Origin of the sequence: Lysobacter concretionis Ko07 = DSM 16239 (assembly GCF_000768345.1) — a bacterium.
Taxonomy (GTDB): Bacteria; Pseudomonadota; Gammaproteobacteria; order Xanthomonadales; family Xanthomonadaceae; genus Novilysobacter; species Novilysobacter concretionis.
The window spans coordinates 1-14,870 of the sequence record NZ_AVPS01000014.1 but is presented as its reverse complement, the minus strand read 5'-3'; the positions used below and the strand labels follow the sequence as shown (position 1 = coordinate 14,870).

The following is a 14,870-nucleotide window of genomic DNA, read 5'->3' as shown; positions in this document are numbered from 1 at the left end:
CCGAGCGGCTGACCGGCGGCTACTACCTGGATATCCAGCCCGACGCCCGCCAACTGGCACGCTACGGACTGACCGTCGGCGACGTGCAGGGCGTGATCTCGGCAGCGCTGGGGGGAGAGCTGGTGACCACCACGATCGAGGGGCGCGAACGGTTCGGAGTCATCGTGCGCTATCCGCGTGAACTGCGCGACGACCCGCAGACGATCGCCAGCGAGGTACTGGTCGCCACCGCGGACGGCGCGCAGATCCCGCTGGGCGAACTGGCGACGCTGTCGATCAACCGCGGCGCGACGGAGATCCGCACCGAGAACGCTTTGCTGTCCGCCTACGTCTACGTGGATACCCGCAACAGCGACCTTGGCGAATACGTCCGCCTGGCGCAGGCCGCCGTGGCGGAGGCGGTCGAGTTTCCGCCGGGCTACTACGCCACTTGGAGCGGCCAGTACGAGTACATGCAACGCGCCGCCGCGAAGATGAAAATCGTCGTGCCAGTAACCCTGATGCTGATCTTCCTGCTGCTGTACCTGAACTTCCGGCGGGTGACCGAATCGCTGATCGTGATGCTGTCGGTGCCCTTCGCGCTCGTCGGCGGCATCTGGTTGATGTGGGCGCTGGACTACAACATGAGCGTTGCGGTCGCGGTGGGCTTCATTGCATTGGCCGGCGTGGCCGCCGAGACCGGGGTGATCATGTTGATCTACCTTGACCAGGCATTGGAGGCGATGGCGAAAACACGGCAGGCGCAGGGACGCCCCGTCAGCCTGGAGGACCTGCAGGAGGCGATCGTCACCGGCGCGGTGGATCGTGTACGGCCGAAGATGATGACCGTCGTCGCCATTACCGCCGGGCTGCTGCCGATCATGTGGAGCACGGGAGCCGGCTCCGAAGTGACCCGCCGCATCGCCGCTCCGATGGTCGGCGGCATGGCATCGTCGACGGTGCTCACGCTGGTGGTGATCCCGGTGATCTATGCGCTGGTCAAGCAGTACCAGCTGGCCAGAAAGGCTTCTGCGCCCACCGCACTTCCGGCAGAACTGCCGTGATGTGGCCCACTTTCAACGCACCTGAGCACAGGCGGTCCGCGTACGCGCGGACCCGCTCTCCCGGCCGCCCGCGGCGCGTCCGGGCAATGTCAGTCATCAAGCTTCAATCGCAGGGCCTCAAGGTCGGCATGGTTGACATGGTTGGCGCCGGTATCAACGACGCACCGGCGCTCACCCAGGCCGACGTTGGCTTCGCGATAGGCGCCGGCACCGACGTCGCAATCGAAAGCGCGGACGTCGTGCTCATGCACAGCGACCCCTATGACGTCGTGCGCGACCACCATCGCCCGCGCCACCCTGCGCAGATGCACCAGAACCTGGGTTGGGCCGTGGGCTACAACGTCCTGGCGTTTCCGCTGGCGGCCGGCGTGCTCTATCCGGTTGTGCTTTCGCCGGAGATCGCCGCCCTGTCGATGTCGGGAAGCTCGGTCATCGTGGCGGTCAACGCAATGCTGCTACGCCGTGTTCGGCTGGTCCCGCGCACCGCCGCGACCCCCTCCTCTTCCTCTCTCGACACCGCGGCGTAGCCGCCGGCCCATAGGAGCACCCATGAACAACGAAACCAGTCCCACCCTCCAGTTCCTCGGTGCCGCGGGCACTGTGACCGGCTCGCGCTATTTGGTCGAGTCCAATGGCCAGCGCGTGCTCGTCGACTGCGGCCTCTTCCAGGGCTACAAGCAATTGCGCGACCGCAACTGGGCTCCGTTTCCCGTCGACCCGGCCTCAATCGATGCGGTGGTCCTGACCCACGCCCACCTGGACCATTCGGGCTACTTGCCGGCTCTGGTCAAGCAGGGGTTCCGCGGCCGGGTCCACTGCACCCATGGCAGCGTCGCCCTGTGTGGCCTGCTGCTTCCCGACAGCGGGCACCTGCTCGAAGAAGAAGCGAAGTACGCCGCGCGCAAGGGCTACTCGAAGCACAAGGAGCCGCGACCGCTCTATACCGAGGATGATGCTCGCCGCAGCCTGAAACAGCTCAAGGGAAATGACTACGGGCGCGACATCGAGGTATGCGCAGGGGTTACGGTCCGCTTCCATCCCGCTGGCCATATCCTGGGCGCCGCCCACGTCAGTCTGGACGTCCAGGGCCAGCGTCTGCACTTCAGCGGCGACCTGGGACGGCAGCAGGAGTCGCTGATGAATCCCCCGACGCCCCTGCCCGCCTGTGACGTACTGGTCTGTGAGTCCACATATGGCAATCGCGAACACGTTCCGATCGACCAGGAGGCGGAGTTGGCCCCCATCATCCGCCGCGTCGCTGCCCGCGGGGGCGTGATCGTCATCCCCGCCTTTGCCATCGGCCGCGCCCAGGCGCTCATGCTGCATATCGCCCGGCTGCGTGAGCGCAAGGAGATCCCTCGCGTGCCGGTCTACCTCAACAGTCCGATGGCGATCAATGCCACTCGGCACTACCACGCCCACCATTCCGAGCACCACGTGTCCGAAGAGGACTGCCAGCGGATGTTCGATGTGGCCACCTTCGTCAACACGGTGGAGGAATCGAAGGCGCTCAACCGCCAGCGCGGCCCGATGATCATCATCTCCGCCAGCGGCATGGTGACCGGCGGCCGGGTGCTTCACCACATCGAGGCGTTCGGCCCGGATGACCGCAACGCGATCCTGCTGGCGGGCTACCAGGCCGGCGGAACACGCGGTGCCGCGCTGGCGGCAGGAAAGCGCACGCTGCGCATGTTCGGCCGCGAGGTGCCCATCCGCGCCGAGGTAGTGCAGCTGGAAGGCTTCTCAGGTCACGCCGACGCCGGGGAATTGCTGGACTGGATGCGCACCGCGCCGTCCGCGCCGCGCATCGTCTACCTCACTCACGGCGAGCCCGACGCAGCCGACACGCTGCGCGGGCGCGTGCAGCGTGAACTAGGCTGGCGCGCACGCGTGCCGGAGCACCTGGAGCGCGTTGAACTGGAGGATGGGCGATGACCCCACAGGCCCCAGGCCACACTCGCCTGCGGGTCACCCGTGCCGGCATCGACACCTACCAGCAGCCGGTGGTCTACATGCACCGCGACTGTGAAGTCTGCCGCTCGGAAGGCTTTGCTGCGATGACGCGCGTGAGGCTGGACGTGGGCACGCGCACGTTGGTGGCGACGCTGAATGTGGTCGTTGACGATCGGCTCGGCCTGGACGAGGTAGCGCTGTCGGAGGTCGCGTGGACGTTGCTCGATCCCATGTCCGGTGCCATGGCCGGGATCCGGCACGCTCAACCCGCGGCGTCGGCAGGTGCGCTCCGCGCCAAGGTGTTCGGTGCAAAGCTGGACGACGCGCAGTACCTCGCCCTGGTGCAGGACGTGATGGAAAGCAGGTTGTCGGACCTGGAGCTTGCCGCGTTCGTCACGGCCAGCGCGGGCGACCGCCTGGACCATGCGGAGACGACCGCGCTGACGCGGGCCATGATCTTCGTGGGCCAGCGCCTGGACTGGGGCGAAGGGCCGGTGCTGGACAAACATTGCGTGGGCGGCCTGCCGGGCAATCGCACCACCCCGATCGTGGTGGCCATCGTGGCTGCGCTGGGCTACCGCATTCCGAAGACCTCATCGCGCGCCATCACGTCGCCCGCGGGCACCGCCGACACCATGGAAGTCATGGCGCCGGTGGCGCTCGACCTGCCGGCGATGCGGCGGGTGGTGGAGCGCGAGGGCGGCTGCATCGTCTGGGGCGGCAACGTGCGCCTGAGCCCGGCCGACGACATCCTGATCCGGGTCCAGCGCCCGCTGGATTTCGACAGCGACGGCCAACTGGTCGCCAGCGTGCTGTCGAAGAAGATTGCCGCTGGCTCAACCCACGTCCTGATCGACATGCCGGTGGGTCCGACCGCCAAGGTGCGTGGTGAGGCTGCGGCCCACAGCCTCACCACACGGCTTGCACACACCGCAGGTGCGCTTGGATTGCAGTTGGGCATCCATCGCTCCGACGGAACCCAGCCGGTGGGTCGGGGAATCGGCCCGGCGCTCGAGGCGCACGATGTGCTCAAGGTACTGCGCAACGCAGCCGATGCACCCGCCGACCTTCGCGAACGCGCACTTACGCTGTCCGCGGCACTGTTGGACATGGCACCGGGCAGCAGCGCCGGCACCGGACTGGAGCGCGCGCGCAGCGTGCTGGATTCCGGGGCGGCGCTGGCCAAATTCTTGGCGATCTGCGAGGCCCAGGGAGGCTTCCGCGAACCGCCGCGGGCAGCATTCACCGCCGACGTCCCGGCAAAAGCATCGGGCCGGATCGCGGAGATCGACAACCGCAGGCTGGCCAAGCTGGCCAAACTGGCCGGCGCACCGACATCCCCCACCGCCGGCCTGGAGACCGGTCTGCGGGTCGGCGATGCGGTCGAGCGCGGACAGCCCCTGATGACCCTGCATGCGGAGTCGGCGGGAGAACTGGCTTACGCCCTTGAGCACGCTGCGGCGTTGCAACCCTTTGTCCTCGCGGAGATCCCATGAACCGTGTACTGATGCCGTTCCCGGCCGATGCGGCCTTGGCTGGCACCTTCGCCACGCCCCTACAGGCGCGGGTTTCACCCGTGGCCTGGCGGCACTTCCCCGATGGCGAGTCGCTGGTCACCCTGGACGACGCGCTGGACGGCGCCGATGTGGCGATCTTGGCCAGCCTGCGCAACGCAGATGCCCTGGCCCTCCCGTTGCGCTTCGCCGCCCGGGCCGCGCGCGAGTTCGGGGCGCGCTCGGTCGGCCTGATCGCACCGTACCTGGGCTATATGCGCCAGGACACCCGCTTCCAGCCCGGCGAGGCGGTCAGTACGCCGCTGTTCGCGCAGTTTCTCGAGGAGGCCTTCGACTGGCTGGTGACCGTGGATCCGCACCTGCATCGCGTCGAGCGCCTGCAGTCGCTGTACCGGATTCCGACGGCCCACGTGTCGGCGACGCCAGCCGTGGCCCGCTGGATCGCAGAGACGGTCCCCGACGCGGTGCTGATCGGACCGGACAGCGAGAGTGAGCAATGGGTCGCCGATATTGCGGCCCGGTGCGGTATGCCCTACCAGGTGCTGGCCAAGGAGCGGCACGGCGACTACGACGTGCGCGTGAGCCTGCCCGACCCGCAAGCCGTGGCCGGCCGGACCCCGGTCCTGATCGACGACATCGTGTCGTCCGGCCACACGATCCTGGAGACCCTCGCGCACCTGCGGCGGCTGACCCTCCCCCCACCGCTGCTGGTCGCCATCCATCCAGTGTTCGCGGGCGACGCCTATGCCCGTCTGCAGGAGGCGGGCCTGGCCCGCATCGTCAGTACCGACACCATTCCCCACCCGTCAAACGCGATCGCGCTGGGCGCGGACCTCGCTGACGCGGCCTCGGCCTTGATGACCGCTTCGACCGACTCCCCGGAGGACCCATGAACCTGCATCTCAACTGCTGCACTGCCGACCAGCTGTCGGCCGCCGAGCGCCAGAGGATCCTTGAACTGGCCGACGCCCACCGGCAGGCTGATCCCGCCTTCGCCCACTGGGCTGCCGGCTACGGCGTGATCCGGCATGACCCGCTCACCCAGCTGCGGGTCCGTCAGATGGTCGACGAGCTGGTTGCCCTGGGCCGCACGCCCGATGCCGGCACCGCCTGGCAGCGGCTCGCTGCGGCCGATCGCGTCACCAGCGCCGGCATGTGGCTGGTGGCGCACATGACCTACAGCCAGCGGGTCCGTACCGACGGTGTGGCCCTCGAGACCGATGACTTCAAGGCCACGCCCGAAGGCCACACCGGCGGATCCCTCAACATGGTGCCGGCCTACGCCGGTTACCTGCTGATGGACGCTCTGGACGGCGTCACTCGCGCATGGATGATGGGCCAGGGGCACTGTGTGGCTGCCATCGACGCGCTGAACCTGCTGGTTGGCAACATGACGGCCAGGCACGCGGAACGCTATGACCGGTCCGACGCGGGGCTGAGCCGGTTCGTCGGCGACTTCTACGCCTACACCCTCAATCCGGACGGGACGCCGGCGTCACCCCTGGGCTCCCACGTCAATGCGCACACCGCCGGGGGCGTGATGGAAGGCGGCTATCTCGGCTTTGCCGAACTGCAGTACGTGCATGCGCCACTGAAGGACGAGCGTCTGGTCGCCTTCCTGAGTGACGGGGCGTTCGAGGAACAGCGCGGCAGCGACTGGGCGCCGCGCTGGTGGCGTGCCGAGGACAGCGGGCTGGTCAGCCCGATCATCATCCTCAACGGGCGGCGCATCGAACAACGCAGTCAGATCACCCAGCAGGGCGGCGAGCGGTGGTTGGACCGGCACCTGCGATTGAACGGCTTTGATCCGATCGCGCTGGACGGGCGCGATCCTGCCAGCATCGCGTGGGGTATCCATGTGATGGAGGCGCGCCTGCAAGCTGGCGCCGCAGTCCCCGATACCGACGTGCGGCTGCCCTATGGCATCGCCGAAACCGTGAAGGGCTTCGGCTTCCCCGGCGCCGGAACCAACGCTTCGCACAACCTGCCCCTGCCCGGGAATCCAGCGAAGGATGCCGAGGCACGCGCGCTGTTCAATGAAGGCGCCTCGGCGCTGTTCGTGGCCGCGTCCGAGCTTGAGGAGGCCATTGCCGCACTCAACAGCCACGATCTCCAGCAGCGGGTGCGCGAGCGCGACCATGCGTTGGCCGATCGCCAAGTGGATCCGCCTCGCGTTCCAGCGATCGCCGACCGCGGCGCCGGAGGCGAGAGCTCGCCAATGACCGCACTCGACGAGCAGTTCGTCGCCATCGCCGAGGCGAATCCGGGACTGCGGGTGCGCGTGGGCAATCCCGATGAGCTGCGCAGCAACAAGCTCGACCGGACCCTGGACGCGATGAAGCACCGGGTGCACGAGCCCGAGCCCGGCGTCGCCGAATCGCCAACCGGCGCGGTCATCACTGCGCTCAACGAAGAAGCCGTGGTCTGCGCGGCGCTCGGCAACAAGGGCGGGCTAAACCTGGTGGTCACCTACGAGGCGTTTGCACCGAAGATGCTCGGCGCCGTACGTCAGGAACTGATCTTCGCCCGCCACCAGGCCCAGGCCGGGCGCCCACCCGGCTGGCTGGGCGTGCCCCTGGTGCTGACCTCGCACACGTGGGAGAACGCGAAGAACGAACAGTCCCACCAGGATCCGACCATGGCCGAGGCACTCATGGGCGAAATGGCCGACATTTCGCGCGTGGTGTTCCCGCCGGACGCCAATGGCGCTGCCGCCGCCCTCGCCCGCGCCTACGCGCAACGGGGCACGGTCACCACACTGGTCGTTCCCAAGCGTCCGGTGCCTCATGAGCTGACCCCGCAGCAGGCCCAGGCACTGGCCGAGACCGGCGCAACATGCCTCGCCGGCGATCCGGAGACGGCGGCGATCCTGCTGGTGGCCACCGGCGCGTACCAGCTGCAGGAAGTGCGCCGCGCACAGGCGCGTCTGGCCGCACGCGGAATGTCGGCCGCGATCGTCTATCTCGCCGAACCCGGCCGATTTCGCGCCCCGCGCGATCCGGGGGAGGCAAGGTACGTGCACTCCGACAGTGCGGTCCAAGCGCTGTTTCCGGTGGGCCGGCCGCGCGTATTCGTTACCCACACCCGTCCGGAGCCCTTCCTCGGTGCGCTGCGCCGACTCGACACCGGCCCCACCACCACCGCGGCGCTGGGCTTCGTCAACCGGGGCGGCACACTGGACGTGCCGGGCCTGCTGTTCGCCAACCGCAGCACCTGGGCGCACGTGGTTGACGCGGCTGCGGGCGTCCTCGGCGAGTCCCGCGACAACCTGCTGTCCGAAGCGGAGCTGGCGGCCGTGGATGGTCGCGGCGATCCGACCGCCATCCTGCGCGCGGAAGCGGGGCCGGCATCGTGAGCCGGCCGGCCAGGACCTCGCGCTGATGGCGGGCACGGTGCGCCGCGGAGGCCAGATCGCCTGGGCCGGACTGACTCTCGGGGTCGCGGTGTTGCGCCTGCGCCGACGCAGACCCGAACGGCTTCCCGCGTACGTCAGCGCCACCCTGGTGGGGCTGGGTACCACCTTCGTCAAGCTGGGCCAGGGTTTGAGCCTGCGCTGGGACCTGCTGCCGGCGCCCTATCGCGAGGCATTGTCGCGGTTGCACAGCGACGTGCCGGCATTTCCTGCGGACCAGGCCAGACACATGGTCGAGCAGGCGTTCGGCGCCTCCGTCGAAGAGCTTTTCGCCAGCTTCGATGACCATCCGCTGGCCGCCGCGTCGGTGGCTCAGATCCATCCGGCACGCATGCATGACGGTCGCGACGTGGTCGTCAAGGTCACCCGGCCCGGCATCCACGCTCAAGTGCAGGCTGACCTGCGGCTGCTTCGACGCACGCTGCGCGTAGCCCAGTGGATCTGGCCGCCTCTGAAGCGACACCGCCCCCTCGAACTGGTGGACGAGCTGGGCGCATTCCTGCGCGATGAAATCGACATGCGTCACGAGGCGCAGAACATGCGCCGCATGGCGAAGGTGCTCGATGCCCTGCCCGGCATCACACAGCCACATGTCGTTGAGCCCTACGCCACCCGCGACGTGCTGGTCCAGGATCGTAGCCACGGCACCCGCCTGGAAGCCGCTTATGGAACGGCGGCGGCTCCCGCACTGGCAAGGGCGCTGCTCGGTGCCTACGTGCATCAGCTCTTCGGCGCCGGCGTCTTCCATGCCGACCCGCACCCGGGGAATCTGTTCTTCTTTGACGACGGTCGCCTGTGCCTGCATGACTTTGGCTCGATCGGCGTGCTCGACCCTGCATCCCGGCTCGCGCTCGGCGGCATGGTCGAGGCCATTGCGGCCGACGACGCCGAGGGCGTGCTGGATGCAGCGATCGCCATGGGCTTCTTCCCGCCGCAGGTCGACCGCCGCTCGCATGTGCGCGAGATCCACCTGATCCTGGCCGAGATGGCCAGCCGTCCGCTGGCGCAGTGGTCCATTGCCGAGGCAATCTGGCGCGTGGCACGCATTGGGCAGGGCGCTGGCTTCCGGCTTCCGGCCCACCTGCTGTCCCTGATCCGGACGCTGTTCCTGGTCGAGAACACGCTGCGGGCGCTGGATCCGGATCTGGACCTGCTGGGGACGCTGTCCGCGCAGGCGGCCGCGATCGCCGACATTGCCGAAGCCAGCCGCCCCAGCGGCAACAGGCCGCTTGCCATGCGGCTGGCCCGCACTGCGCGCCAACTGCCACAGATCGCCACCGACCTGTTGCGGCAGGCGCAACTGAGCGACGGACGACCCGCCTTCTCCGTACACCACCATGGCCTGAGTTCCACGCAGGAGGCAATCGCGCGCACGGGCAACCGGCTGGCGTTGGCCCTGGTCACCTTGGGCCTGTACGTAAGCGGTGCGCTGTTGAGCCTGCATTCCGACGGCCCGCAAGTGTTCGGTCACATGCCTTTCCTGGCGATCGTGGCCTTCGCTGCTGCGGGATTGCTCTCACTGCGGCTGGTGATGGCCATCGCCAGATCGGGACACTTGTAACAGAACACTGATCTATCTCCCCGCTGGTGCCCGGTGCATCAGTGCATTCAGGAAGGCAGACCCATGACGCAACGCAATCATCATCATCAAGATCATCAGGCGCACGGCGAGCAACCGCCGCATCCCCGCACGGGTGCTGAAGGTGACGTCCATGCCGGGCACGACAAGCATGCCGGCCACAGCGTGGCGAGCTTCCGCGACAAGTTCTGGTTCACGCTGCTGCTGACCATCCCCACTCTGATCTGGAGCGGGATGATCCAGCATTGGTTCGACTACACCGCACCACAGTTCCCGGGGTCGGCGTACATCCCGGCGGTGTTCGGCACGATCGTGTACTTCTACGGCGGCTGGCCGTTCCTCCGCGGCGGATACCACGAGCTGAGAAATCGCCTGCCGGGCATGATGACGCTGATCTCGCTTGCGATCACCGTCGCCTTCCTTTACAGCGCGTTGGTCACGCTCGGCGTTGTCGAGGGCTTGGACCTGTGGTGGGAGCTGGCGACGCTGGTGGCGATCATGTTGCTCGGCCACTGGATCGAGATGCGTTCGATCAACCAGGCACAGGGCGCTCTCAAGGAACTCGCGAAGCTGCTGCCTGATATGGCGGTGCGGTTGGATGAGGCCGGTACCGCGAAGGAAGTCCCTGTCGCGGAACTGAAGCGCGGCGACCTGCTGCTCATCAGGCCCGGCGCGAGCATTCCCGCCGACGGCGTCGTGAAGGAAGGGACCAGCGCCGTCAACGAAGCGATGATCACCGGCGAGTCCAAGCCGATGGACAAGTCGACGGGCGACCGGGTGATCGCCGGCACCGTCAACGGACAGGGCTCGTTGCGTGTCGAGGTGACGGGAACCGGCGACGAGACCGCGCTCGCGGGTATCATGCGGCTCGTCGAGCAGGCCCAGACGTCGCGCTCGCGCGCCCAGGCCCTGGCGGACCGGGCGGCGTTCTACCTCACGATCATCGCCATCGTCTCCGCCGCGGTTACCGCCATTGTCTGGCCACTCCTCGGTCGACCGTGGAGCTTCACGATCGAGCGCGTAGTGACCGTGCTCGTGATCGCCTGTCCCCATGCGCTGGGCCTGGCCATTCCGCTGGTGACCGCCATCTCGACCACGATTGGCGCACGGAACGGCCTGCTCGTGCGCGATCGACGCGGCCTGGAAGAGGCCCGTTTGCTGAACACGGTCGTGTTCGACAAGACAGGCACGCTCACGCTCGGTTCGCACCGCGTCGTGAAGACCACTGCCGCCGATGGACTCACCGACGACGAGGTGCTTCGCGTGGCCGCGTCGGTCCAGCGCGACGCTGAACATCCGATCGCGCAGGCGCTGATGACCAGCGCCAAGGAACATGGCATCGACGTTCCGATGTCGCAGGACTTCGAGTCCATGCCGGGACGCGGCGTGCGCGCAGTCGTCGAGGAGCGCTCGCTTCACGTTGGCGGGCCGGGTCTGTTGAGAATGCTCGCGGTCGAACCGCCGGAGACGCTTCGGCGGGCTGCCGAATCAGCGGCAGCCGATGGTCAATCTGCAACCTACCTGGTGGAAGGCGACCGGGTGCTCGCCGTATTTGCGATCGCGGATGCCATCCGTCCCGAATCGTTCGACGCGGTCAAGCGGCTGCACGACGAAGGACTGGAGGTTGTCCTGCTGACGGGTGATTCCACGGCGGTCGCAAACGCGGTCGCGAAGGAACTCAACATCGACACCGTCTTCGCCGAGGTATTGCCCGAGGACAAGGTGGCAAAGATCGAGGAGCTGCAGGCCCAGGGCAAGCGCGTCGCGATGGTGGGTGACGGTGTCAATGACGCTCCGGCGCTGCTCACGTCCGACGTCGGCATCGCCATCGGCACAGGGACGGACGTCGCGGTCGAGGCCGGCGACGTCGTACTCGTGCGCAGCGACCCGCGCGACGTGCCAGCGATCATCGAATTGAGCAAGGCCACCTATCGCAAGATGATCCAGAACCTGTGGTGGGCCGCCGGCTACAACATCGTCGCCATCCCTCTCGCCGCTGGCGTTCTCGCCGCATGGGGGATCCTGCTGCAACCTGCGCTTGGGGCAGTGCTCATGTCGCTGAGCACCGTCGTTGTGGCAATCAATGCGCAGTTGTTGCGCCGGGCGGTGCGGTCCCCATGAACATGATTCGGGGACACCTGTGACCACGCGCCGGCTTCTTGCACTCAACGTTGGCTCGTCCACCCTCAAGGGCGCGTCCTATCTGTTCAACACTGAGGGACACGGCGCGCAGTCTCGTCTGCTCGAGCGCTCCCGGGCCGAAATTCCAGTCGGCGTGGATGCGCAGGAGCGCCTTGCCACCCTGCTCGAGGCATTGTCGGAGCCGTGGCCCAGCCCCGACGTGGTGGTGCACCGAATCGTACATGGCGGTGACCTGCACGACGCCCGCGAGCTCGACGAAACCGTGCTCGCGAAACTGGATGCATTGGTGCCGTTCGCACCCTTGCACCAGCCGGTAGCCCTCGCTTTCGCGCGTGCCGCGCGCATGCGTTGGCCGCACGCGCGCCAAGGCGTGGCCTTCGACACCGACTTCCACGCGTCGCTCGCGCCCTGGAGCCGGCGCTTGCCTGTCCCTGAAGCATGGGATGCGCTGGGCATCCGCCGCTACGGTTTCCATGGACTCGCCTTTGCCTCCGCGCTCCGCATAGTGGCCAGCCACGACGCTGGAATCCTGAAGGGCCGCGCTGTCTTCGCGCATCTGGGGGGTGGCTGCAGCGTCTGCGCCGTCGAGGGCGGCCGCAGCCGCGACACCACCATGGCGCTCACTCCGCTGGGTGGAATCCCGAGCCCTACCCGCTCCGGAGATCTCGATCCCGGCGCGTTGCTGTATCTGCTGAGGCATGAACGCCTGGATGCGCAGGCGCTTGAAAACGGCCTGTACCGCAGTGCAGGCCTTGCCGGAATCGCCGGCCATGGCGACATGCGCGTGTTGCTGACGGATCCCGGCCCGCAGGCCCAGCTTGCCGTGGAGCTCTTTGCAGTCCGGATTGCGCAGTCCATCGCGGCCATGGCCACGGCAATTGGCGGTCTCGACCATGTCGTCTTTTCCGGCGGCATCGGCCATCGCGCGCCGGTTTTGCGGGCTCGCATCGTCGCGCGACTGGCCTGGCTCGGCCTGGCGCTGGCACCTGACGTCAACGATGCTGGAGCCACGCGGATCGACCGCGGGGGCGGGCCGAGCATATGGAACGTCGCGATCGATGAGGAGCGCGAACTGGCTGAATCGGCACTCGCCTGGCTGTAGCCACGACACGCCCCAAGGGTCGGCTCCGGTGGGGAATCACTCCTCGATCCGTGACGACGTGAGCACCGCTGCGAATCCACCACCGGGGGTGCGCATGTTCGTGGTCTGGCCCTGGTACAGCCTGGCCGCGAACAACAGGACACCCGCCTCGGACGCGAAGCAGCGCACATCCGCCTTGAGGGACTGGCCCCCATGCACGATCCGCATGCTCGGTGGCGCGAAGGCCTGTGCGATGTAGGTCGCCGACGCCATAGACGCCCAAGTCCGCCGGGTCAACTTGTCGCCCCGATAACTCCCACGGCTGCCAAACCCTGCTGCAGGCTTGAAGAAATATCCGTTGCGCACTGCCCACAACGCATCCCGGTTCGCGGGCACGAGTTCGACCGTGGGCGGGATCACCTGGCCCAGCAGTGCCGTCGAACCCGCATCGACCCCGAACCCGCCGAGCAGAGCCGGGTCCCCGAGCACCGCAAGGTTGCGCTTGTCGGCAAACAGCGCGTGTGCTCGGGGATGCGGCATCAGCGCGACGTCCCCTGCCAGGTAAGCCTCACGAATGTCTGCATGCGAGGCATCCTCGAGCGCGAAATCGGTCAACCGGTTGTAGACAGTGTCGATTCGACCGTGGGCATCCTCAAGCCCGTCCGAACCAAACGACAAATCCTCGGGAGCGCTGATCACGCAGTCCACGCCATGGTCCCGAAACGCGTTCGCGTACAGCTCAAACTCGGGGTAAAGGAACTGCGCTCGCGGAGTGCTGTCCACGATGGCCAGGCGCGACGGCGTGCGCCCGGATTGCTGCCGAGCATCCTCCATCCAGGCCGTGACGGCCGCATCACGCGCTTGGGCCGCGTTGGTCCAGGTGGCCCATGCTGGCGGCGCGCAAGACCGCACGGCATCGAGCAACAAGGCATTGAGGAGCAGACCGCCTGGATTGGTGTTGACCTCGATCAGCCGCGGCCCATCGACCGTCAGGTGAAAGTCCAGACCCAGGACGCCCCCCGCCGAACCCGGATCATGGGTTGCAATGTCAGGGGCCCATTGCAGGACCCGTTGGCTATATCCCGGGTTTCCTGCGACGTCGAAGACCGCCGCCGCGACTCGTCCCATGGCCTCCAACGCGGGCCGATCAACGAACAAGGCATAGGGTGAAAATAAGTGCGCGTGTACGGCGGGATCAGTCGTGAACTCCGGAAAGGCACCCCGGATCGACTCGTGCAGACGGAGGATGTCGACCACTTCGCATGCACACCGCTGGTTGAGCGGCGCGCTTTCCAGGGTGGCACAGTCGATCTCGCAGCCTGTCTGTCCAACTATTATCGGAGTCCGCGGTTCAACCACAACAGGGATTGTTCTGTTGGATCGGTGGACATGGCACTGTTCCGAACGAGCAGAACACACAGCAGTCGCCTTGATGCGGACGCAAAACCGCTCCACAGCCCGTGCACTCATAGAAGAATTGACACGCTGTGATGGGCATTGTCTCGGTCGCCCGATGGCCGCACTCCGGGCAGGTCAAGATGCTTTCCAGCTTGACGTCACTCACCGCCAGTCCGCACCTTGGCCGGGAAGCCTGCTTCCGTGACTGCACGCGCGATTCCGGCTGCATCCGTCTGGCTCGATTCGAACGTCACCGTGACTGTTTCAGCCCGGGTGTCCACCTTCACATCGGCCACGCCCGGCACCTTCTCCAGCGCCTTCCTGATGGTGATGCCGCAGGCGGGACAGGTCATGTTCTCAGCATCGAGCATCACTACGGTTGCGGGCGTCGCAAGAGCGGCACCGACCGACAGAGCAGCCACCAGGGCCAGTATCCACTTGTGCATCGCGCCTCCTACAGAATCCAGACGATGTAATAGGGAAACAGCAGCAACAGGACGATGAGGGCTGTCGCCAACCAGAGCCAACGTCGCCTGCGTCGCAGAGCGTCCGGGGCGATGCAACTGCCATCCACACCGCACCGTGCCGCCGGTCGATACAGCATCCAAAACGCCACGGCCAAGGACAGTACGGCGGCGGCGCTGAACCAGGGCCTCAAGGGATCGAGAGCTGTCAGGGTGCCGATCCAGGCGCCACTGATGCCCAGCAGGACCAGCACCAGCGGCACGACGCAGCAGACCGATGCGCC

The 14,870-nt window shown here is 67.1% G+C and carries 13 protein-coding genes; 9 read left to right on the top strand and 4 right to left on the bottom strand.

Annotation, left to right across the window (positions count from 1 at the left end; all coding sequences use genetic code 11):
- From N792_RS13155 to N792_RS13115, 9 genes are all read left to right on the top strand, one after another.
- The coding region (locus tag N792_RS13155; RefSeq protein ID WP_036196095.1) for an efflux RND transporter permease subunit at positions 1-1,043 on the top strand (1,043 nt) is incomplete at its 5' end.
- Between the two features lie 86 nt (positions 1,044-1,129).
- Entirely contained in the window at positions 1,130-1,570 is a 441-nt protein-coding gene (locus tag N792_RS13150) for a hypothetical protein (RefSeq protein WP_224743839.1), read from the top strand.
- 22 nt (positions 1,571-1,592) lie between these two features.
- On the top strand, positions 1,593-2,978 hold the full coding sequence (locus N792_RS13145) for an MBL fold metallo-hydrolase RNA specificity domain-containing protein (RefSeq protein ID WP_036196089.1): 1,386 nt from the start codon (positions 1,593-1,595) through the stop codon (positions 2,976-2,978).
- Positions 2,975-4,492, top strand: coding sequence for a thymidine phosphorylase family protein (locus N792_RS13140; protein WP_036196086.1), 1,518 nt, complete (start codon positions 2,975-2,977; stop codon positions 4,490-4,492). Before N792_RS13145 ends, N792_RS13140 begins: the two co-directional genes overlap by 4 nt.
- On the top strand, positions 4,489-5,403 hold the full coding sequence (locus N792_RS13135; protein ID WP_036196083.1) for a ribose-phosphate diphosphokinase: 915 nt from the start codon (positions 4,489-4,491) through the stop codon (positions 5,401-5,403). The genes N792_RS13140 and N792_RS13135 overlap by 4 nt, the downstream gene beginning before the upstream one ends.
- Entirely contained in the window at positions 5,400-7,865 is a 2,466-nt protein-coding gene (locus N792_RS13130; protein ID WP_224743840.1) for a phosphoketolase family protein, read from the top strand. The genes N792_RS13135 and N792_RS13130 overlap by 4 nt, the downstream gene beginning before the upstream one ends.
- Positions 7,866-7,890: 25 nt before the next feature.
- Positions 7,891-9,483 carry an ABC1 kinase family protein gene (locus N792_RS13125; RefSeq protein ID WP_036196098.1) on the top strand — a complete coding sequence of 531 codons (1,593 nt, stop codon included), beginning with the start codon at positions 7,891-7,893 and terminating at the stop codon, positions 9,481-9,483.
- Between the two features lie 63 nt (positions 9,484-9,546).
- Positions 9,547-11,622, top strand: coding sequence for a heavy metal translocating P-type ATPase (locus tag N792_RS13120; protein ID WP_224743841.1), 2,076 nt, complete (start codon positions 9,547-9,549; stop codon positions 11,620-11,622).
- 19 nt (positions 11,623-11,641) lie between these two features.
- Positions 11,642-12,745, top strand: a complete 1,104-nt coding sequence (locus N792_RS13115) for an acetate/propionate family kinase (RefSeq protein ID WP_036196077.1) — start codon at positions 11,642-11,644, stop codon at positions 12,743-12,745.
- A gap of 36 nt (positions 12,746-12,781) precedes the next feature.
- Here N792_RS13115 and N792_RS13110 read toward each other — a convergent pair whose 3' ends face one another.
- The 4 genes from N792_RS13110 to N792_RS13100 form a co-directional block, all read right to left on the bottom strand.
- Positions 12,782-13,981: a hypothetical protein gene (locus N792_RS13110; protein WP_036196073.1), complete on the bottom strand. Its 1,200-nt coding sequence runs from the start codon at positions 13,979-13,981 to the stop codon at positions 12,782-12,784.
- Positions 13,982-14,075: 94 nt separating this feature from the next.
- On the bottom strand, positions 14,076-14,351 hold the full coding sequence (locus N792_RS14230; RefSeq protein ID WP_465251337.1) for a GDCCVxC domain-containing (seleno)protein: 276 nt from the start codon (positions 14,349-14,351) through the stop codon (positions 14,076-14,078).
- Entirely contained in the window at positions 14,281-14,568 is a 288-nt protein-coding gene (locus N792_RS13105) for a heavy-metal-associated domain-containing protein (RefSeq protein ID WP_017355169.1), read from the bottom strand. Before N792_RS13105 ends, N792_RS14230 begins: the two co-directional genes overlap by 71 nt.
- Positions 14,569-14,576: 8 nt before the next feature.
- On the bottom strand, positions 14,577-14,870 hold a 294-nt coding region (locus N792_RS13100; RefSeq protein WP_036196069.1), incomplete at its 5' end, for a mercuric transporter MerT family protein.